General features: G+C 49.1%; 18 protein-coding genes. 7 read left to right on the forward strand and 11 right to left on the reverse strand.

Going from position 1 to position 19957, the window contains the following annotated elements; genetic code table 11:
* Positions 1 to 93: 93 nt before the first annotated feature.
* From QVE43_RS06185 to QVE43_RS06195, 3 genes are all read right to left on the reverse strand, one after another.
* Positions 94 to 1740, reverse strand: a complete 1647-nt coding sequence (locus QVE43_RS06185) for an acyl-CoA carboxylase subunit beta (RefSeq protein ID WP_288005208.1) — start codon at positions 1738 to 1740, stop codon at positions 94 to 96.
* Positions 1741 to 1841: 101 nt separating this feature from the next.
* Positions 1842 to 2729, reverse strand: a complete 888-nt coding sequence (locus tag QVE43_RS06190; RefSeq protein WP_288005211.1) for a ChaN family lipoprotein — start codon at positions 2727 to 2729, stop codon at positions 1842 to 1844.
* A gap of 20 nt (positions 2730 to 2749) precedes the next feature.
* Entirely contained in the window at positions 2750 to 3433 is a 684-nt protein-coding gene (locus QVE43_RS06195) for a DNA repair protein RecO (RefSeq protein WP_288005213.1), read from the reverse strand.
* 94 nt (positions 3434 to 3527) lie between these two features.
* On the opposite strand from QVE43_RS06195, the gene QVE43_RS06200 reads away from it, so the two are divergent.
* The 6 genes from QVE43_RS06200 to QVE43_RS06225 all read left to right on the forward strand — a co-directional run bounded on the left by QVE43_RS06200 (position 3528) and on the right by QVE43_RS06225 (position 8757).
* The gene (locus tag QVE43_RS06200) at positions 3528 to 4490 is read left to right on the forward strand and encodes a thioredoxin family protein (RefSeq protein WP_288005215.1); all 963 of its coding nucleotides are present in this window, start codon (positions 3528 to 3530) and stop codon (positions 4488 to 4490) included.
* An 85-nt stretch (positions 4491 to 4575) separates the two neighbouring features.
* Positions 4576 to 5619: a bifunctional oligoribonuclease/PAP phosphatase NrnA gene (locus QVE43_RS06205; protein WP_288005217.1), complete on the forward strand. Its 1044-nt coding sequence runs from the start codon at positions 4576 to 4578 to the stop codon at positions 5617 to 5619.
* A gap of 7 nt (positions 5620 to 5626) precedes the next feature.
* Positions 5627 to 6547, forward strand: coding sequence for an FKBP-type peptidyl-prolyl cis-trans isomerase (locus QVE43_RS06210; protein ID WP_288005220.1), 921 nt, complete (start codon positions 5627 to 5629; stop codon positions 6545 to 6547).
* Positions 6548 to 6550: 3 nt separating this feature from the next.
* Positions 6551 to 7504 carry an FKBP-type peptidyl-prolyl cis-trans isomerase gene (locus tag QVE43_RS06215; RefSeq protein WP_288005222.1) on the forward strand — a complete coding sequence of 318 codons (954 nt, stop codon included), beginning with the start codon at positions 6551 to 6553 and terminating at the stop codon, positions 7502 to 7504.
* Positions 7504 to 8100 (forward strand): RdgB/HAM1 family non-canonical purine NTP pyrophosphatase, encoded by a 597-nt coding sequence (rdgB, locus tag QVE43_RS06220; RefSeq protein WP_288005224.1) that lies wholly within the window; start codon positions 7504 to 7506, stop codon positions 8098 to 8100. The genes QVE43_RS06215 and rdgB overlap by 1 nt, the downstream gene beginning before the upstream one ends.
* A 78-nt stretch (positions 8101 to 8178) precedes the next feature.
* On the forward strand, positions 8179 to 8757 hold the full coding sequence (locus QVE43_RS06225) for a hypothetical protein (RefSeq protein ID WP_288005226.1): 579 nt from the start codon (positions 8179 to 8181) through the stop codon (positions 8755 to 8757).
* A gap of 59 nt (positions 8758 to 8816) precedes the next feature.
* Here QVE43_RS06225 and QVE43_RS06230 read toward each other — a convergent pair whose 3' ends face one another.
* Positions 8817 to 9218 carry an Hsp20/alpha crystallin family protein gene (locus tag QVE43_RS06230; RefSeq protein WP_038028782.1) on the reverse strand — a complete coding sequence of 134 codons (402 nt, stop codon included), beginning with the start codon at positions 9216 to 9218 and terminating at the stop codon, positions 8817 to 8819.
* A gap of 168 nt (positions 9219 to 9386) precedes the next feature.
* The gene (gene sucD / locus QVE43_RS06235; protein ID WP_038029028.1) at positions 9387 to 10271 is read right to left on the reverse strand and encodes a succinate--CoA ligase subunit alpha; all 885 of its coding nucleotides are present in this window, start codon (positions 10269 to 10271) and stop codon (positions 9387 to 9389) included.
* 161 nt (positions 10272 to 10432) lie between these two features.
* On the opposite strand from sucD, the gene QVE43_RS06240 reads away from it, so the two are divergent.
* On the forward strand, positions 10433 to 10648 hold the full coding sequence (locus QVE43_RS06240) for a hypothetical protein (protein WP_038028780.1): 216 nt from the start codon (positions 10433 to 10435) through the stop codon (positions 10646 to 10648).
* Positions 10649 to 10718: 70 nt separating this feature from the next.
* Here the strand turns inward: QVE43_RS06240 and QVE43_RS06245 are convergent, their stop codons facing one another.
* From QVE43_RS06245 to rpoC, 6 genes are all read right to left on the reverse strand, one after another.
* Positions 10719 to 11342, reverse strand: coding sequence for a lipoprotein signal peptidase (locus QVE43_RS06245; protein ID WP_288005230.1), 624 nt, complete (start codon positions 11340 to 11342; stop codon positions 10719 to 10721).
* Between the two features lie 12 nt (positions 11343 to 11354).
* Positions 11355 to 12650, reverse strand: a complete 1296-nt coding sequence (hemL, locus tag QVE43_RS06250; protein ID WP_038028776.1) for a glutamate-1-semialdehyde 2,1-aminomutase — start codon at positions 12648 to 12650, stop codon at positions 11355 to 11357.
* Positions 12651 to 12661: 11 nt separating this feature from the next.
* Positions 12662 to 14380 (reverse strand): tetratricopeptide repeat protein, encoded by a 1719-nt coding sequence (locus QVE43_RS06255; RefSeq protein ID WP_288005233.1) that lies wholly within the window; start codon positions 14378 to 14380, stop codon positions 12662 to 12664.
* Positions 14381 to 14465: 85 nt separating this feature from the next.
* Positions 14466 to 15146 carry a DUF2461 domain-containing protein gene (locus tag QVE43_RS06260; protein WP_288005235.1) on the reverse strand — a complete coding sequence of 227 codons (681 nt, stop codon included), beginning with the start codon at positions 15144 to 15146 and terminating at the stop codon, positions 14466 to 14468.
* Complete coding sequence (locus tag QVE43_RS06265) at positions 15146 to 15454, reverse strand: DUF3467 domain-containing protein (protein WP_288005237.1); 309 nt, start codon at positions 15452 to 15454, stop codon at positions 15146 to 15148. Before QVE43_RS06265 ends, QVE43_RS06260 begins: the two co-directional genes overlap by 1 nt.
* Before the next feature lie 97 nt (positions 15455 to 15551).
* Positions 15552 to 19889 carry a DNA-directed RNA polymerase subunit beta' gene (gene rpoC / locus QVE43_RS06270; protein ID WP_288005239.1) on the reverse strand — a complete coding sequence of 1446 codons (4338 nt, stop codon included), beginning with the start codon at positions 19887 to 19889 and terminating at the stop codon, positions 15552 to 15554.
* Positions 19890 to 19957 lie beyond the last annotated feature (68 nt).

Here is a 19957-nt window from a genome sequence, read left to right on the forward strand (position 1 = left end):
TCATTGGGTTTTGACATGCATTGACAGATGGTCAAAAAACCTGCCGGAGTGTATCCGGCAGGTCTTCCATATGAGAAACAGCCACTTGGGGCTTTAAGTTTGTATTACGCCCACATTGAAGCGCTTGGTGATGGGCGCATGATTTGCTGCTTCTATGCCCATCGATATTACTTTGCGTGTTTCGAGTGGGTCTATGATGCCATCGACCCACAAGCGGGCAGCCGCATAGTAAGGCGACAGCTGCTCGTTGTACATGGTGGTGATTTCTTCCAATAGTTGCTTTTCTTCCTCCGGGCTGATTTCTTTTCCTTTGGCTTTGAGTGATGCCACCTTGATTTGCAAGAGTGTTTTGGCAGCCGATGCCCCGCTCATCACAGCGATTTGTGCCGTGGGCCAGGCATAAATCAAACGGGGGTCATAGGCTTTGCCACACATGGCGTAGTTGCCGGCACCGTACGAGTTGCCCACAATGATGGTAAATTTGGGTACCACAGAGTTCGCCACGGCATTCACCATTTTGGCACCGTCTTTAATGATGCCGCCATGTTCGGACCGGCTCCCTACCATGAAGCCGGTTACATCTTGCAAAAAGACCAAGGGTATCTGTTGTTGGTTGCAAAGCATGATAAAGCGGGCTGCTTTGTCGGCAGAGTCGGAATAAATGACACCGCCCATCTGCATTTCGCCTTTTTTCGATTTCACAATGGAGCGTTGATTGGCCACAATGCCCACAGCCCAGCCATCGATGCGCGCACGGGCACAAATGATGGTTTTGCCGTACAGTGGCTTGTATTCCTCAAACTCAGAGTTATCGACCAAACGCTTGATGATTTCGCGCATGTCGTAAGGCTTCACGCGGTCGGCCGGTAACAGGCTGTAGATTTCTTCCGGGTTTTCTTTTGGGGGCGCCGGCTCCGCACGGTCAAAGCCGGCTTTGGGGAAGTGCCCCATCTTATCCATAATTTTTTTGATGGCATCCAGGCACTCCTCATCCGAATCGTACATATTGTCCGTAACGCCCGATATTTCGCAGTGGGTGCTTGCCCCGCCCAAAGTTTCGGCATCTACGTCTTCGCCTATGGACGCCTTCACCAAATAAGGACCTGCCAGGAATACCGAACCGGTACCTTTTACGATGAGTGCCTCATCGGACATGATGGGCAAGTAGGCGCCACCTGCCACACAGCTGCCCATGATGGCAGCAATTTGCGGGATGCCTTCTGCCGACATGACCGCATTGTTTCTGAAAATGCGTCCGAAATGCTCTTTGTCGGGGAATACTTCGGCTTGCATGGGCAGATATACGCCGGCACTATCGACTAAATAAATGATAGGGATGCGGTTTTCCATGGCTATTTCTTGCGCCCGCAAGTTCTTTTTGGCGGTCATGGGGAACCATGCGCCTGCTTTCACTGTAGCATCGTTGGCAACCACTATGCATTGGCGCCCACTCACGTAGCCCATCACCACCACCACACCGGCCGAAGGGCATCCGCCCTCTTCCTCATACATGCCATAGGCAGCCAATGCCCCAATTTCGAGCCGTGGCTTGTCTTTATCCAACAAATAATCGATACGTTCGCGGGCTGTCAGTTTGCCTTGCTTATGCTGTTTTTCAATACGCTTCTCTCCTCCTCCCAAATATACTTTCTCCAGGCGGCTTTTGAGTTGAAACAGTTTTTGTTTCATTTCGTCGGCATTGCGCTTCTGCTCCAAGTCGGTTGTTGCTGTGTTTTTCATGGCTTAGGTATAAATTGTTTTAATACAACTTTTTCTTTTCAAAATTACATAAAAACACATTCAATTCAACAAAGAGCATTCGAAATAGCGCAAGCCCGTATTCAATAGCTCTTGTGCATGCCGGCAGGGAAGACAATTATAAAATCGGCTTTTTCCTGATGCACTTCCTCCAACTTTTTCAACTGCTCTTGCTCCACGCAACTGATGGTCAGCAAGCGCAAGCCGGGGCGCAAGCGCCGCAGATACCACACAATGCCTTCGTGGTAGTCGGAATGGAAGCTGCCATGATAATGAATGAGCTTGCTTTTTTGTTCAAGTGCCTGCACAATAAAATAAGCCATGGTGGCATCTTTCAAAGCTTGTGCCGCTACGAAGTTAGTGGCTTGCATGCCTTGTCCGTGGTTTCCGCCCATCATCTCGCGCATTTGGCTGTAGCCGCGCAGCTCTTGGTCTATGGTGATGGGCAAAGGGGCCATCCATGCTTTGGCTTGCGCCGGCAGGCTGTCGAGTATGGCCGGCCCGAGGTGTGCCACCATGTGGGCATAGCGGCGGGGCACATTGGTTGCCCAAACCGGTATGTTGTGCTGCTTTGCCCACTCTATCAAGGGGCGATAGTCGGTGCGGTAGTTGTCCCACACCTTGGCTTCTTTTAGGAAGTAGGATTCTTTGATTTGTCCACGCAGGTATTCATCCAATATCAGTTGGTCGTCGGCTTCGAACATTTCCAGCCCCAAGGCATAGGTCCCGGGCATGGCGGTGGTCAAATCGCGCAGCAGCTCCCACTCCAGCCAATGGGCAAGGCTATTGTTGTGCTGTTCGCCGAACAATACCACGTCGGCTGCTTCAAGGCGTTTCAGCATGGTGCCATAGGTTATTTGCTTGCCTTTGGCATCAAAGATGACGTATGCCGGTTTGTCTTTGTCTTGTGCATATACCTGCATGACTACCGATAACAAAGTGAAATAAACAGCAAGTGCAATTGTTCTCATGGTACTCTTTGTTTTACAACTTACATAATATCGCGCAGAATAGAAAGACTGCGTATTTCTTCAAAGTGTGTGGTGTGCTCGCTAATCAAGCGAAGCAAAGCCTCCAGCAGGTCGCTGCGCAGGGCAGTCGACAACGGCACCTGCTGTGGCGGCATTGGTGCATTCAGGCAAGCAAGCGCAGGGGCAAGCGAAGCATCGAAATGATAAGGTGTGTGTGCATTGAGTTCTTGCAGCAGCTGCGTCTCATGAGCCGGCATTAAGCCCATTTGTGCCAAATAGTGTAGTAAAAACCAAAGGGCATAGGTACGCAGCTGTGGTGTTTCTTCCAATACCAGCAATGCATGATGCACGAAATCAAACATGGCCGGGTCAGCCGTCTCTTCTTTGCGCGTTTTATAAAGCAGCTCTGCCAGAAAATACAGTATCGACACTTTTAGCGGATGAGAGAGGCGCACCATGGGAAGCCATAAAGGCGTGGCTTCTTTTAGCCGTCCTAAGCCGCCGCTTTGCTTGGGCAGATACACCACCATATCCAACACACTCATGTGCTGAAACCAACCCATAGGAAACGACGGTTTGGCTTTACGCACACCATTCACCACTAAGGACAACCTGCCCTGCTCCCGGCTGTAAGTATGTACAATCAAAGAAGATTCTCTATATTTCAGTGTATGAAGAATAATCGCCTGAGTTTTGTTTAACATGTATCGTCCGGGATTTGTGCTTATCTGCTGTCTTTTGCTTCAAAGCTTTGCCGCTTGGTCGCAAGAAGTAAAGCTATCAAAAAAATATTATTTGGTGCATTGGTACCGCGAAGGATGCCGCCCTTGTGCCCGGCTGGATAGCGTTCTTGCTTTGTGGGTCCCCACACAAGACAGCCTGCATTATGAACGGCGCCTTTACACAGAGCAAAAAGGCGTTGCCCTCACCCACCTGCCGGCTTTATCGCTGTATGCCCCCAACGATTCGTTGCTATGGACCCAAAGCGGCTTCCGGGCATATGAATGGGCGCAGAAGCGCCATACGCATTTTTTAAGAACACAAATGGCAGCCCGCTATGATTCGGCAGCCGCCGCCATGAGCGGCGAATGGCAAGAAGCGCTCAAGAGCGCCAAACGAAGCGGCAAACTTATTCTGGCATGGGTGACACACCCGGAATGCTATGCCTGCCATCAGTTATTTGTAGAGACATGGCTGCAAGACAGCCTGTATCAACGCTTAACGCCCTATTTCGATGCCTACCTGATAGATATCACACGCGATGCCAACCGCTACTTTCGCAACCTTCTGAACTACCGCTCTTTGCCTGCGGTCTTTGTGCTCAACGACAAAGAGCGTACACAAGCCGAAATTACGGGCTACCTGCCCGCTCCCCTGCTCACCGACAGCCTCTTACAAACAGCTGCCAATATTGGGGCGGCGGCTTCGTTTGTTTATGAACAGAGTTACAAGGCGGCGCTTAGGAAAGCCAAAAACAACCGGCGTGCCCTGGTGTGGGCAGTGATAGGCGAAAAGAACTGCGAAGCCTGCGAATCTGTCTTTACTCAATACTTGCAATATGCCCCTTTGCGAAGCTGGACGCTCCGGTATGCCATAGCCGGTTATTTTCTGTTTCGACAACTGCCCGACCGCCACAAGCTGCGTTTTCTGAGCGAAGAGCGCCCCTTTGTGTTGGTACTCACGCCCGAAGGGAATATTATTGAACACCTTTCACCCGCGCCTGCTCCACAACTGCTTTACGACCGGCTGCAGAACTACTGAAGCCCCCACCCGGCAAACACAAACAGACCGCACAGCTTTCTACTTTTTTTCCGATATTTGCTAATTCGAACACAATAAAACAGTTATGTTAGAAGGTCCGTCGATACAAACAGACATGGTCAAGGCATTGGAGGACTTCCTTTCAGTGCCCAGAAAAGTAGCCATTACCATGCATCACAACCCCGATGCCGACGCCTTAGGCTCTGCTTTGGGATTGGCCCGGTATCTGAAGAAGAAAGGACATCAAACGCTCGTTATTAGCCCCAGCGCTTATCCCGGCTTCTTGGAATGGCTGCCTCAGGACGGCGAAGTCATTGTTTTTGAAGAAGCCAAAACCGAAGATATAAAGCAAGCCATTGATGCGTGTGATTTGGTCGCTTATCTCGATTTTTCGGTACCCTCCCGTATGGAAGCACTCGAACCTTTGTTTAGCGGACTCGACAAACCCAGTTTGCTCCTCGACCACCACATAGCCCCGACCATACAGGCCACCTTCCATTTTTGGGACCCGGCAGCCGCTGCTACCGCACAAATGGTGTATCGTTTGATAGCTGCCATGGGCGACCTCGAACTGCTTGACCCTCACATTGGCGAAGCCATTTATGCGGGTATAGTAACCGACACAGGCTCTTTCAAATACCCTTCCACCAGCCGGGAAGTGCATGAAATTGCCGGGCATATGATAGATATTGGCGTACCCACCTCCACCATACACTATCGCATCTACGACAACAACTCCGAAAACCGCCTGCGCCTGCTCGGCTATCTTCTATCGGAAAAATTGCGGGTTCTACCTGAATACCGCACCGCTTACTTTACCCTAAGTGCCGACGAACAGGAACGCTTTTGCACCGAGAAAGGCGACACCGAAGGCTTCGTAAACTACGCTCTTTCTATTCGGGACATTGTATTTGCTGCCATCTTCATGGAAAAGGAAGGGAAAATAAAAATATCTTTCCGTTCGATTGGCAGCTTCCCCGTAAACGAGTTTGCACAAGCCCACTTCAATGGCGGCGGGCATAAAAATGCCGCCGGTGGTGCTTCTCATGTGTCTCTTGAAGAAACCGAAAAATTATTTTTAAGTTTGTTACCTCAATACAAAGAGCAACTGTTAAATGTCAAAAGGTAAAAAATTTATGCTGAAGCACCTATATGCCTTGTTGAGTGCAGCCCTTTTTCCGGCTCTGCTCATCAGCTGCGACCAATCTACCTCCACGGTAGAAGAACTCCCCTCGGGCGTACGTTATGAAATCCTGTCACAACATCCCGACTCCACTGCCATTACGGATGGCAGCTTGGTATCTTTTCATCTTCAGGTAAAAGGCACCACACGCAGCGGTAATGATACCATTTTGCAAACCACCTATCCTTTCAACACGCCTATCCTTTATCGCCCTATTGTGAACCCGCCGAAAGGCTCTTTCTTGGAGCCGTTTTTGCTGCTGCACAAAGGCGACAGCGCCCGTATTTGGGTACCCGCCGACTCGGTCGTCAAGCAAATCAGCATGCCCGAATTTCCTGAATATCTCAAACCCGGCAGCGATATTGAATACACCGTTACCATTCTGGACGTAAAAACGCCGGACTACTTCAAAAAGCAATTTGAACAGATGCAACAGCAGCAACGTGCCCAAGTAGAGCAAAGCGAGCGCGCTCAAATACGTGAATATTTAAAGAAGAACGGGCTAAAAGCCGACTCCACTGAAAACGGCTTGTATTACATAAAAGAAGTAACCACCGACGGACCACTTGCCCAAGCCGGCGATGTAGTGAGCGTGTATTACTCTTTACAGCTGCTTGCCAAACCCGACACACTCATCGAGTCAAACAAAGATGCACAGCCGTTCGAGTTTGTCCTGGGCAAAGGTGAAGTCATCAAAGGATGGGACGAAGGCATTGCCCTCTTCCGCAAAGGTGAAAAAGGCAAACTGATTGTTCCTTCTTATTTAGGTTACGGCGCAAGACGCATGGGCGAAGCCATTCCGCCTAACTCCATTCTTATTTTTGATATAGAAATAGTGGACATACGCAAAGAGAAAAAAATAGAAAAAGAATAAACTATGAAGCGATTCTGCACGGCAGCCGGCCTGCTGGCGCTCTTTGCTCTGGGCGCATGCAAAAATACCAACGAGCAAGCGGAGTTTCTCGACAAAAAAATCAAAGAAAACGAAAGCATCATTCAGCAGTATATTGCAGACAAGGGGCTGCAAATGCAAAAGACGGAAGATGGTGTCTATTATTATGTAGAAGGCACGCCTACAAGTACTCAAGCTGCCAACGACTCACTCTTTCATCATGTGTTCATTCAATATGAAACCTATCTTTTACCCTACGAAACCTTAATTGATGACCGCTATAAGCGTGCCGGCAACGACACCTTGCGCTTCCCTTATGGTACCACCTATGCCTACAACACACTGACCCTGCCCATCGGCATCAGTCAAATGGTTGATTTGATGAAACCCGGGCAAAACGGTATATTTTTGGTCAACTATTTGCGTGGCTATGGCGAAAGGGGCACTCCCTTCATGCCCCCTTATTCGCCCATACGGGTTGACCTGGCTTTGAAAGCAGTAAAAACCGACGCGCAGCTTATCGACGACTATATTGCCCGGAAGGGCTATTCCAATGTGGTGGAACTGGACAAGGGCGTGAAATATGTGCGTTTGATAGCGCCCCCCGATGGGGCTGAACAAGTAGGCGACTCCGTCAATGTAGTGGTGAATTACATTCTGCGCTCTGTAGAAGATAAAACCTACGACAGTGGCAGTGACTTTAGATTTTTCTTGTTCCCGCGCGATACGACCCAAACAGACGCGAGTGACCCTGTCAACCTGAGTACCGTGATAGAGGGCTGGCAGATAGGTGTTTCGCAAATGTATGTAGGCGAACGGGGGGTGCTGTTTGTACCTTCCGACGTAGGTTATGGCAAAAATGGTAGTGGCAGTATCCCCCCCTATGAACCGCTGGTTTTTGAAATAGAAGTAAAAGAACGCATATTACCCGGTGAATAATGGAAAAGATTTGCTTTGCTACCCATAATGCAAACAAACTAAAGGAAGTCCGGCAGCTCTTTCAGGAAGCGGGACTTCCTTTTTTGTTGGTCAGCTTAGACGACATAGGTTGCACCGAAGACATTGCCGAAACAGCCGAAACCCTTGAAGGCAACGCCATGCTTAAGGCGCGCCATATATGGACACATTACCATATTCCTGTTTTTGCCGATGATACCGGCCTGGAGGTAAAGGCATTGCAGGGTGCACCGGGCGTGTATTCGGCACGCTATGCCGGTCCCCAAAAAAGTGATAGCGACAATGTGAAAAAGCTACTCGAAGCGCTACAGGGCATAGAAAACCGGCAAGCCCGTTTCCGCACTTGCATTGCCTTCATCGATACAGACGGACAAGAGCACCTATTCGAAGGAATCGTAGAAGGGCACATCACACATATGCCTCGCGGCACACAAGGTTTCGGCTACGACCCGGTATTTTGCCCTGCAGGCGATACGCGCACTTTTGCAGAGATGCCACTCGACGAAAAAAATAAAATCAGCCATCGTGCCAGAGCTTTTCAGGCTTTTTGCCGGTGGCTGCGCAGTCAAGTCTCGTGATTTTTTTGATGCTTATACATCAGTTTGGCATCAAAAATGCATATAGCATAAAATGTCGAACATCAAACGAATATAGTTATGAAAAAGATCATCTATTTAAGCGTATTCTTGTTGAGTGGCACTTTGCTTTTCAGTGCATGTAAGAAAAAGGCAAGCCTGCCACCCGATGAGCAAGAAGTGATTGTACCTTGCTCCGGTCCCGAGTACTGGACCAGCAAAGATGTTTTCCGTGCCAATGCCATTGGCGAAAGCTATGACCAAATGACAGCCAAGAAGAAAGCCCTGAGCAACGCACGCGCCGAATTGGCTGCCAGCATCTCTACCGTCTTAAAAGGTGTTACCGACAACTATGTGAACTCGCGGGAATTCAACAACCGGGAAGAAGTAGAAGAGCGCTACGAGAGCTTAAACCGCGAAGTAGTAAATCAGGAGCTGAATGGCATTCGCACCATTTGCGAAAAGCAAGTAAAAACCAAAGATAATAAATACAAAACCTATATTGCCATAGAATTGGCTTCTGAAAAACTGCTGGAAGCTTACAACGAGCGTATGCAAAAGCTATCACGTGAAGAACGCATGCGCATCGATTATGATTATGAGAAGTTTAAGCAGACCTTCGAAAAAGAAATGGAAAAATTCAGCGAGGGCAGACCTTAATCCCTGTTTCTTCCTGCACACAAAAGCAAGGCTCTTTCTACAAAAAGAGCCTTCTTTTTTTAATGGTTGTTGTCTGCTTTTTTGATTTGAATCTTCTTGTTGATATTGCGTATTCCCTCACGAAAAGGTGCTATTACTCGTAAAACCCCATCTTCAAAAATGGCTTCAATACGCTGTGCATCTACATGAGGCAAAATTGGATACACGCCCATAAACATGGGAAACACCATGCCGTCTTCGCTATGAGTCAACTCATTATGAGTAAATACAACCAGTTGCCCGTTTTGTATCTCTACACCATAATTTTCATACTCCAAGGTAGGCGTGTAGAACTCGGCAACGTAGGCATTGGCCGTTTGTTGCAGTTGCACACGGGTAGGCACAATACCGCCTTGCGTTACCGTCAGGCATTGCGCTTGCTTTGCCAGCTGTTTGGTTAGTTGTTTGTCTATTGCCAACATCACTATTCCCTCCTTTCTCTATTTTTTTAATAAGATAAAACAAACAATATGCCGCCTTGCATTTTCCGACAAAGTGGCACTACAAGCTGACAGTGTGGCACAAAACAAAAACCCGGCATGCATCCATGCCGGGCTGTTTATGACTTTTATGGCCTCTGCATTGAAACATTAGGCATTGGCTGCAGCTTTTAATGCTTCAACCATTGTGCTGCCTATTTCAGCAGGTGATTTCACTACATGAATGCCGCACTCTGCCATAATCTTCATTTTAGCCTGTGCGGTATCATCTTTTCCGCCCACGATGGCACCGGCATGCCCCATGCGACGTCCTTTGGGGGCTGTTTGTCCGGCAATAAAACCAACTACGGGCTTGGTACCATGCTCTTTAATCCAGCGGGCTGCTTCGGCTTCCATGCCCCCGCCAATTTCCCCAATCATGATGATGCCTTCGGTTTCGGGGTCATTCATCAACAGCTCTACGGCTTCTTTGGTGGAAGTACCAATGATGGGGTCGCCCCCAATACCAATGGCTGTAGAGATACCCAAGCCGGCTTTTACCACTTGGTCGGCGGCTTCGTAGGTAAGTGTGCCTGATTTCGATACAATACCGATTTTACCGGGCTTAAATACGAAACCGGGCATAATGCCTACTTTGGCTTCACCGGGGGTAATCACACCGGGGCAGTTGGGTCCTATCAAGCGGGATTTTTTGCCTTTCAAGTACTCCTTCACATACATCATATCACGCACCGGAATGCCCTCAGTGATGGCGATGATCACCTCAATACCGGCATCGGCGGCTTCCATGATGGCATCGGCAGCAAAAGCCGGTGGTACGAAAATAATAGATACGTTGGCTTGTACTTGTTCTACGGCTTCTTTTACAGTGTTAAACACCGGACGGTCCAAATGTTTTTGTCCGCCTTTGCCGGGTGTTACGCCCCCTACCACATTGGTGCCATATTCTATCATTTGCTCCGCGTGAAAGGTACCTTCAGAGCCTGTAAATCCCTGAACGATAACGCGAGAATTCTTATTGACCAAAACGCTCATAACAATGAATTTAATATTTAACGATATGCACAAAAATAACTTTTTCTGTTGCTTTGGCAAAAGCAAAATTATAGAAGATAGCGCTTTTTCAACTGTTTGCAAGAAACTCTCAAGGGGGCGCCACTGTTTTAGTGAAAAGTCTCAAAAACCAAACTGTAGCCATGAGTAAAAAAAGTAAACGTCTTAAAGACAAAGGTAAGCCACGCGTTCATCCTGAATTAGAAGGCTTTGATATTACCATCAACTCATTTGGGGAAATCAACAGCACCTATGACATCGATAAAATCAATGAGTTTTTGAACCGGAAGGTAAAAGACAAAAAATTAAAAGACAGAGACGATTTGCCTTTCAATCAATTAAAAGACGAAGAAGAATAAGCCAACCCCATAATAAAAAGCAGATGCGCACAAGCACATCTGCTTTTTCGTCATGTTATTACAAGCGCAGTCACGCCTTCTGCTCTTGTTCTGCCGCTTGCTGCTGTTCTTGGTTGTGAATATCTTCTTTAAAAAAGCGCTTTTGAAAAAGCAAGATAGCTGCCACTCCCACGAATATAGCTGCATCGGCGACGTTGAAAATAGGCCACAGTGCCATATAGTCGCCCCCAATCAGGGGCATCCACTCGGGCACATAGCCTTCCCATATGTCTATGTAAAACATATCGACCACCTGCCCATAAAGCCATGGCATGGGTGCATGCAGCGGGGCATTGTTGAGCCAAACACCATAAAAGACACTATCGATAAGGTTGCCCACGGCTCCTCCTAAAATAAGAGCCACACACAGCTGCAAACCGCGGGGCATGCCTTTCTTTACGATATGTACCAGATAGTAGGCAATGACGCCCATAGCAATGATGCGAAAAGTGGTAAGCAACAGTTTGCCATAGCTACCACCAAAAGTTGCCCCAAAAGCCATTCCTTCATTGAGTGTGTAGTGCAACTTGAACCAGCCGTCAAATATGGGGATTTCTTCGCCCAGTTGCATATTATGAGCCACCCACAGTTTGACCAGCTGATCTATGATAATCACTGCCAATGCAAGCCCAAATACCGGAATATATCTTTTCATAAAATGTGGTGCTTATTGTTCCATGATTTCATCTAAGGATTCGGCATGTGCCTGTATGATATGCTGAATGTCTTCTTCGCTCAGGGCTGCCGAACAAAACCAGCTTTCAAATTGCGAAGGTGCCAGGTAAACCCCACGGCGCAGCATTGCTTGGAAATACCCGGCAAACAGCTGCAGGTCACAAGTTTTAGCTGTAGCAAAATCATACACCGGCTGCTCTGTAAAGAAAACATTGAGCATTGACCCTATTTTATTCATAGTAAAGTTTAACCCACGCTTTTCCAGCTCTTCTTTCATGCCCTTGTACAGCTTGTCACCAATGCTTTCAAGGCGGGCATATATGGCCGAGTTTTCGCGCAATTCACGCAAGATGGCCAACCCTGCCGCCATGGCTACGGGGTTTCCCGAGAGCGTACCGGCTTGATATACCTTACCCACAGGCGACACCTTTTCCATGATTTCGCGCTTGCCACCGTATGCCCCCACGGGCATTCCGCCGCCAATCACCTTTCCTAAGGTGGTGAGGTCGGGCAAGATACCAAAGCGCTCTTGTGCCCCACCGGGTGCCAGACGGAAGCCTGTCATCACTTCATCAAAAATCAACACAATACCATGTTTGTCGCACAGGTCACGCAGCCCTTGCAAATAACCGGGCTTAGGCAGCACACATCCCATATTGCCGGCTACCGGCTCCACAATGATGGCAGCTATTTGTTCGGGGAATTGTGCAACCAAGGCTTCCACGGCTTCCAGGTCGTTGTAAGGGGCTATGAGGGTGTCTTGTGCCGTTCCCGGCGTTACCCCCGGGCTATTGGGGGTGCCCATGGTAGCCGCCCCACTGCCGGCAGCTATGAGGAAGGAGTCACCATGCCCATGATAACACCCATCGAATTTAATAATCTTGTGGCGTCCGGTATAGCCACGCGCCAAGCGAATGGCCGACATGGTGGCTTCGGTTCCGGAGTTGACCATGCGCACCATTTCAACCGAAGGCACCATGGAAATAATCAGTTCTGCCATTTCGACTTCAAGCCGGGTAGGCGCACCAAACGAGGGGGAATCGGCCGCCGCTTTTTGAATGGCTTCTACCACGGGGGCATAGGCATGCCCCAAAATCATGGGGCCCCAAGAGTTGATGCAGTCGATATAACGGTTTCCGTCTTCGTCATAGAGGTAAGCCCCTTCGGCTTTCTTAATAAACAAAGGTTGTCCCCCTACGGCTTGAAAAGCACGCACCGGTGAATTAACCCCACCGGGAATTACTTTCTTAGCGCGGTCAAACAGAACTACACTTTTGTCGATATTCATAATAGTAAAAGCTAGTTGTGAACAGGATAGTTTACAATCTGTATTTTTTCTTCTTCGTATTTCAGTATAGGCACAAATATATTGATAAGTCCTTGCCCTTTTTCTTTTTTGAAAAGATAAGGACGCAGTGTCATGGCTGTTGGGGGATTTCCGGCAAGCGACAGCCAGCCTGTGGCGGGGTCTGCTTGCAAAGCACGCCCCAACAAACGCAAGGCATCATAAGTAAGGTAAGCTTCTATGGGCGGGCGGCGGTAGTTGCCGGTGTGTGCAATGCGATATGCCCACCAATTGAACTTCGCCAAAAAAGGTTCTTTGGTGTTGAAAGGGCGAAATTCGGGGGCAACAAAATACACGGGCATGCCACTGAGCTCTTTGGCCTCCAAATGCCCATGCAAGCGCCATTCATCGGGCACCAGCAGCATATTTTTAAGCTCTTTGTCTTTCCAATATTGTAGCATGAGCTTTTCAAACAGCTGGCTTGTGCTTAAACAATATACAAAGTCAAAGGAAGCCACGCCCCATTCGCTTAGTAAGGTGGACAGTCGTGGCAAGTCTTCACTTTTAACAAGACGAGCACTTAAATTGATGCCTTCGGTGCGCAGCCGGTCCATTTGAGCCCGGGCTTTGCCTGCCATTTCTTCGGTGTACAGCAATATACCCCGTGTTTTCACTTTTTGTATCAGGAAAGAAGCCATGGCGCGGCTCTCATGATGTTCAGAGGCGCGCATCACAATACTAAAAGGCGAGGCTGCAAGGTGCTCACTCCCATGATGTACTTGCACCACCGGGATTCCCAATTTTTCGGCCAGCCGCAGCTGCAGCAGGTAGGCGTCCATTTCAGGCGAAGCAATCATGGCATCGGCAAAAGCAAACTCACCGTATTCTGCCCATGCAAATAAAGAATCTTTTGCTCTTTGCCAGTCGTAGGCTACCAAAACCCAGCGCTTGCCCAGCGAATCGACGATGGCTTCCGCCGCCTTGGCAGCCCAAAAAGCCGAAGCGCCGGGGCTGTGCATCATACGCTGCTTGTAAGTAAGGGTATCGATGGTTTTCAAGGTGTCCAGAGAGAAGTTGTAAAAGAGCACGGCGTAAAGCGTGTCGTTTTGCGGGCGCACCACTTCTATGCTAATTGATTCGGGCACTTCGAGGTTATACTCGGCAATGAGCCGTTTCATCAGTGAGATGTCCTCTACACTACGTGCATGCTTCGCCAAATGATTGACCATGATTTGAGCCAAGAACAAGTCTTCGGGATACAGAGCAAGAAGGTTTTCCAATACTTTGCGGGGGCGCCGCTGAAGGTAGTAGCCTTTCATGCTGTTGGCTGCGTTGTGCAGGTCTATGTTGTCGATTTTTGCAATATAACGGAAAGCAAGCGGGTCCTCTTCTTTTTCAAAAGCTATGTTGGCAAGTAAGTAAAACACCTCGTCTATGCGCTCCCAAGGGGTGGTTCGGTTCAATATGTTGAGTAAAAAAGCTTCGGCATCGTCGTATTGTTGCATTTGAAAGGCACAAAGTGCAGAGAAATAGTAGGCTTCCACCTCATAGGGGTTGGCGGGCTCGCTCACGCGCAGCTGTGCCCATATGCGTGCCGCTTCTGCCCATTGGCCTGTGTCGGTATAGCGAACCGCTTCGGTAAAAAGCGCCTCATATTTGCTCGACTGTGCCCATGCCGGGCTACCTGCCGTCAGCAGCAACCAAAACACGCAAAAGATTGAATGTCGCAACATGATTCTCTCGTTTAATGAGACGGTAGTATTAGGCTCAAAATTAACAAAATTCAAAAGGAAGTGAAGGATTACAGCCAAAGAGTCTCTATGATTCTTCGGGCTCCTGCAAGGCGGTATTCAAAAAATCGATAAATGGCTGCACAACGGTGGCATAGGCCAGCAGGCGATTCATAAAATCGGGCGCCAACACCTCCTCATCACTGCATTGCTTACGTACAATCCACTGTTTATGGCGAAGCAAGGTATGCAGTGCCTCCGGCGCATCAGCATATTCTTTGGGCAAACGCCGTAGTTTCTGCCCTTCCACTTCCGGGAAATAGCGTGCAAAGGTGCTTTGCTGCAAGATCGAAAGCAGCTTTTCCGCTTCGTAGTATATTTCCTGACGTACCGCTTTTTGCTGCGCGGTAGCCGGGGCATACAAACCTGCGGCTACAAAAGATGCTGCCGGCTCTATGTGTAAATAAAAGCCTGCCCACCCACTTTTGCACCCTTCCGGTGCAATAAAGGCTCCAAAATTGGTTTTGTAAGGGCTTTTATCTTTACTAAAACGGGTATCGCGCGCCAAGCGAAATATGCACCGGGCAGCATGCAGGTTTTCTTGGCGATGCAAGTGCATGGTGGACTGAATGAAGGCTTCAACAAACTCCGAAAAGTTTTGCTTTGCCCACTCATATGCTTGCCGGTGCGCCTGCATCCATTCGCGGTTGTTATTTTGCCCTATGCCCTGCAAAAAAGCAAGGGTTTCCGGATGAATCGTGTATTGCATCAGGCTTCTCCCATTGGTCCGCTATAAGGGATATGTTGATTTTTACCGGCTTGAAGGGTAATCTCGCCAAAGTGGGCTTCATATTTTTTAATGTTGTCTTCCAAAGCCAATAAAAGGCGTTTGGCATGTTCGGGCGTCATAATCACACGGCTTTTCACTTTCGCTTTGGGCATGCCCGGCAGCATTTGAATAAAATCCAGCACAAACTCGCTGGGCGAGTGGGCAATCATGGCCAAGTTGGAATAAAAGCCTTGTGCTACCTCTTCCGATATTTCTATGTTGATATTCTGCTTGTTGTCGTCTTGCATAACTTATTGTGATTTTTTTAGACAACATGAAGGTACAAAAAAGGCGCTCATTGTACAAATGAGCGCCTCATGCTTGGCTTTATACCGGCTTAGGCTTTTATTTGCTCTTTGCCTTGCGCGTTGTTTTACGACGCTTGGGCTTCTCTTCTTCTTCTTTCTGAGCAGCCTCTGCCTGTAAAGCCTTTTCGTATTCTTCTTTCGAGAGCACGATATAATCTTGGTAACGACGGATGCCGGTACCGGCAGGCACAAGGTGTCCTACAATTACGTTTTCTTTGAGTCCGAGCAGCTCATCTGTTTTGGCGGCAACGGCTGCCTCGCTCAATACTTTCGTGGTTTCTTGGAACGAAGCCGCAGAGATGAAGCTTTCGGTACCCAGCGAAGCCTGCGTTATACCTTGCAGGGTGGGTTTTGCCACCGCCGGGCGGGCATCACGCACTTTCACCAGTTTCAGGTCTTTGCGGCGCAGCACAGAGTTCTCATCGCGCAGTTCGCGCATGGTCACAGGCTGGCCGGGGCTGAAACGGTTAGAATCGCCGGGGTCTTCTACAATCTTCAATTCAAGGATGCGGTCGTTCTCTTCACGGAACTTCCATTTTTCTACCAGCTCGCCGGGCAGGAAGTCTGTATCTCCGGGGTCAAGCACTTCTACTTTTTGCATCATCTGACGCACAATCACTTCGATGTGCTTATCGTTGATTTTCACCCCTTGCAGACGGTACACCTCCTGGATTTCATTTACCAAGTAGGCCTGCACGGCGGTAGGTCCTTTGATAGCCAAGATATCGTTGGGCGTAATGGCACCGTCGGAAAGAGGCGCACCGGCTTTCACGAAGTCGCCATCTTGCACCAGAATATGCTTCGACAAGGGTACCATGTATTTTCTTTGCACCCCGTCTTTGGCTTCTACAATAATTTCGCGGTTACCGCGCTTGATGCTGCCGAACTTCACAATACCATCGATGGCGCTCACTACCGCAGGGTTGGAAGGGTTCCGTGCTTCAAACAGCTCGGTTACCCTTGGCAAACCACCGGTAATGTCGCGGGTCTTACCAACGGCACGCGGTATTTTTGCCAACACCTGACCGGGCTTAATGGTGCTTCCTTCTTTGGCCACCACATAAGCGCCCACAGGGATGTTGTAGCTTTTCACCTCTCCACTGTCAGTAGTAATGACAATGGCGGGGTTTTTGGTTTTATCTTTCGATTCTACGATAATCTTCTCGCGGAAGCCGGTTTGCTCGTCCACTTCTTCCTTGCAGGTTACCCCTTCGATGATGGCTTCATAAGACACTTTGCCACCTACCTCGGAAAGGATAAGGGCGTTGTAAGCATCCCATTCACAGATGATATCGCCTTTCTGCACGGTATCGCCTTCTTTCACACGCATCACTGCACCATAGGGCACGTGGTTGGTCACCAGCACCTTCTTCGTCTTGGGATCCACAATTTTTATTTCACCCATACGCGAGAAGACAATATCGGCTTCTTCGCCTTCGGTGGTTACCCCGCGAATCACCCGCATGTTTTCGAACTCAATCACGCCGGGGAATTTCGCCTTCAGGTTGGCATCTACCGCAATGTTGGAAGCTGTACCCCCTACGTGGAAGGTACGCAGGGTAAGCTGGGTACCGGGTTCACCAATCGACTGGGCGGCAATTACCCCTACTGCCTCGCCAATTTCCACCATGCGCCCGGTAGCGAGGTTGCGCCCATAACATTTGCGACAAATGCCCCGCTTGCTTTCACAAGTCAGCACCGAACGCACCTCTACCTCTTCAATGGCAGACTCTTCGATGCGCGCAGCGATTTCTTCGGTTATTTCTTCGCCCGAGCGAACAATCAATTCATCGGTAATGGGGTCATATACATCATGCACCGACACCCGTCCCAAGATGCGTTCGCTAATGGGCTCTACAATATCCTCTTCGTTTTTCAGTGCACCGATGGAAATGCCACGCAGTGTGCCGCAGTCTTCTTCGTTGACGATGACGTCCTGGGCTACGTCCACCAGACGGCGCGTCAAGTAACCGGCGTCTGCTGTTTTCAAAGCAGTATCGGCCAGACCTTTCCGCGCACCGTGGGTAGAGATAAAGTATTCGAGTACGTCGAGCCCTTCTTTAAAGTTCGACAAGATGGGGTTTTCAATAATAGCTCCCACCGAGCCTTGCAGGCTCTTTTGTGGCTTTGCCATCAAACCACGCATCCCCCCCAACTGACGAATCTGCTCTTTCGAACCACGGGCTCCCGAGTCCATCATCATAAATACGGGATTGAAGCCCTGGTCATCTTCACGCATTTTCTCCAGCAAGATGTTCGTCAGCTTGTTGTTTACGCGGGTCCAAATGTCGATTACCTGATTGTAACGTTCGTTATCGGTAATCAGACCCATCATATAGTTTTGATAAACGCTCTCTACTTCTTCCTTCGCTTTTGCGATGAGCTCGTGTTTTTCTTCCGGTACGATAATATCGCCCAAGCCAATAGACAAGCCCCCTTTGTAAGCCATGGTGTAGCCCAACTCCTTGATGTCGTCAAGGAATTTGGCTGTAGCGGGCACCCCTGCTTCTTTGTGCACCAAAGAAATGATTTTTTGAAGTTTTTTCTTGGTGAGCAGCTCGTTGATGAAACCAATATGCTCGGGTACAAACTGGTTAAAGATAACCCGCCCGGCAACGGTTTCAATCATTTTTTCAACCAACTGGTTGCCCTCTTTTACCTTCACTTTCACTTTAATGAAAGCATGCTTCGATATCTTGCCTTCATTCAGGGCAATAATTACCTCTTCGGGCGAATAGAAAATCATGCCTTCGCCGGGCACCGGTTGCTCTTCGGTGCTACGACGCCCTTTGGTGAGGTAATACAAGCCCAACACCATGTCTTGCGAGGGTACGGCAATAGGCGCACCGTTGGCAGGGCTCAAGATGTTGTGGGTTGAAAGCATCAATAAGGATGCTTCAAGAATCGCTTCATTGCTCAAGGGCACGTGCACAGCCATTTGGTCGCCGTCGAAGTCAGCGTTGAAGGCGGTACATACCAATGGGTGCAGCTGAATGGCTTTCCCTTCAATCAGTTTGGGCTGGAAAGCCTGAATCCCTAAACGGTGCAAGGTAGGTGCACGGTTCAGCAGCACGGGGTGCCCTTTCAGTACGTTTTCGAGAATATCCCAAATAACGGGGTCCTTACGGTCAACTATCTTCTTCGCTGTTTTTACCGTCTTTACGATACCGCGCTCAATCAGCTTACGGATAATAAAGGGCTTAAACAGCTCGGCAGCCATGTCTTTGGGCAAACCGCACTCATGCATTTTCAGTTCCGGACCCACCACAATCACCGAACGGCCGGAGTAGTCCACACGCTTACCCAAAAGGTTCTGACGGAAACGCCCTTGTTTTCCTTTCAAGGTGTCGGAGAGGGATTTCAAAGCGCGGTTGCCGTCTGCTTTGACCGCATTCACTTTGCGCGAGTTGTCGAACAGAGAGTCGACGGCTTCCTGCAGCATACGCTTTTCGTTGCGCAGAATCACTTCCGGCGCTTTGATTTCGAGCAGTCGCTTCAAACGGTTGTTACGTATAATAACGCGGCGATACAGCTCGTTCAGGTCAGAGGTAGCAAAACGGCCGCCATCCAAAGGCACCAAGGGGCGCAATTCGGGCGGAATCACCGGCACCATGCGCACCACCATCCACTCGGGACGGTTTTCTATTTTCTTTTGCGCTTCCTGGAAAGCACGCACCACACGCAGGCGCTTCAAGGCTTCGGCGCGGCGCTGCTGCGAAGTGTCGTTGGCTGCCTGATGGCGCAGTTCATAAGACAATTTATCTAAGTCAATGCGAGCCAAAAGCATTTCGAGCGCTTCGCCCCCCATCTTGGCAATGAACTTGCGGGGGTCGCTGTCGTCGAGCATTTGGTTTTCGCGCGGCAGCTTATCCAAAATATCGAGGTATTCGTCTTCGGTGAGGAAGTCAAGATAAGAAATGCCTTCCTCTTCGAGAATACCCGGTTGAATGACCACGTAGCGCTCGTAGTAAATGATTTGGTCGAGCTTTTTAGAAGACAGACCCAATAAATAGCCTATCTTGTTGGGCAATGAGCGGAAGTACCAAATATGAGCTACCGGCACCACGAGCTCAATGTGCCCCATGCGTTCGCGACGCACTTTCTTTTCAGTTACTTCTACCCCACAACGGTCGCAAACGATGCCTTTATAGCGAATACGTTTGTATTTGCCACAGTGACACTCATAGTCTTTAACCGGTCCGAAGATGCGCTCACAGAAAAGCCCACCCATCTCCGGCTTGTAGGTTCGGTAGTTGATAGTTTCGGGTTGGGTAACCTCCCCGTAGGAACTATCAAGGATTGATTCCGGCGATGCAAGGCTAATGGTAATAGCCTCGAAATTGCTGTTTACTTTTTTGCTTCTGCCGAATGCCATATCGTATATTTCAGGTTTGAGCTTGAATAAAAAGAGACGAGAGTATAAGTAAGAAGAGCGGGCCACCC

Origin of the sequence: Thermonema sp. (assembly GCF_026003375.1) — a bacterium.
Taxonomy (GTDB): domain Bacteria; phylum Bacteroidota; class Bacteroidia; order Cytophagales; family Thermonemataceae; genus Thermonema; species Thermonema rossianum.

Coding starts and splice junctions, on each gene's coding strand:
- QVE43_RS06185 (WP_288005208.1), bottom strand. CDS start 1,740: ATGAAAAACACAGCAACAACCGACTTGGAGCAGAAGCGCAATGCCGAC.
- QVE43_RS06190 (WP_288005211.1), bottom strand. CDS start 2,729: ATGAGAACAATTGCACTTGCTGTTTATTTCACTTTGTTATCGGTAGTC.
- QVE43_RS06195 (WP_288005213.1), bottom strand. CDS start 3,433: ATGTTAAACAAAACTCAGGCGATTATTCTTCATACACTGAAATATAGA.
- QVE43_RS06205 (WP_288005217.1), top strand. CDS start 4,576: ATGTTAGAAGGTCCGTCGATACAAACAGACATGGTCAAGGCATTGGAG.
- QVE43_RS06210 (WP_288005220.1), top strand. CDS start 5,627: ATGCTGAAGCACCTATATGCCTTGTTGAGTGCAGCCCTTTTTCCGGCT.
- QVE43_RS06215 (WP_288005222.1), top strand. CDS start 6,551: ATGAAGCGATTCTGCACGGCAGCCGGCCTGCTGGCGCTCTTTGCTCTG.
- rdgB (WP_288005224.1), top strand. CDS start 7,504: ATGGAAAAGATTTGCTTTGCTACCCATAATGCAAACAAACTAAAGGAA.
- QVE43_RS06225 (WP_288005226.1), top strand. CDS start 8,179: ATGAAAAAGATCATCTATTTAAGCGTATTCTTGTTGAGTGGCACTTTG.
- QVE43_RS06230 (WP_038028782.1), bottom strand. CDS start 9,218: ATGTTGGCAATAGACAAACAACTAACCAAACAGCTGGCAAAGCAAGCG.
- sucD (WP_038029028.1), bottom strand. CDS start 10,271: ATGAGCGTTTTGGTCAATAAGAATTCTCGCGTTATCGTTCAGGGATTT.
- QVE43_RS06240 (WP_038028780.1), top strand. CDS start 10,433: ATGAGTAAAAAAAGTAAACGTCTTAAAGACAAAGGTAAGCCACGCGTT.
- QVE43_RS06245 (WP_288005230.1), bottom strand. CDS start 11,342: ATGAAAAGATATATTCCGGTATTTGGGCTTGCATTGGCAGTGATTATC.
- hemL (WP_038028776.1), bottom strand. CDS start 12,650: ATGAATATCGACAAAAGTGTAGTTCTGTTTGACCGCGCTAAGAAAGTA.
- QVE43_RS06255 (WP_288005233.1), bottom strand. CDS start 14,380: ATGTTGCGACATTCAATCTTTTGCGTGTTTTGGTTGCTGCTGACGGCA.
- QVE43_RS06260 (WP_288005235.1), bottom strand. CDS start 15,146: ATGCAATACACGATTCATCCGGAAACCCTTGCTTTTTTGCAGGGCATA.
- QVE43_RS06265 (WP_288005237.1), bottom strand. CDS start 15,454: ATGCAAGACGACAACAAGCAGAATATCAACATAGAAATATCGGAAGAG.
- rpoC (WP_288005239.1), bottom strand. CDS start 19,889: ATGGCATTCGGCAGAAGCAAAAAAGTAAACAGCAATTTCGAGGCTATT.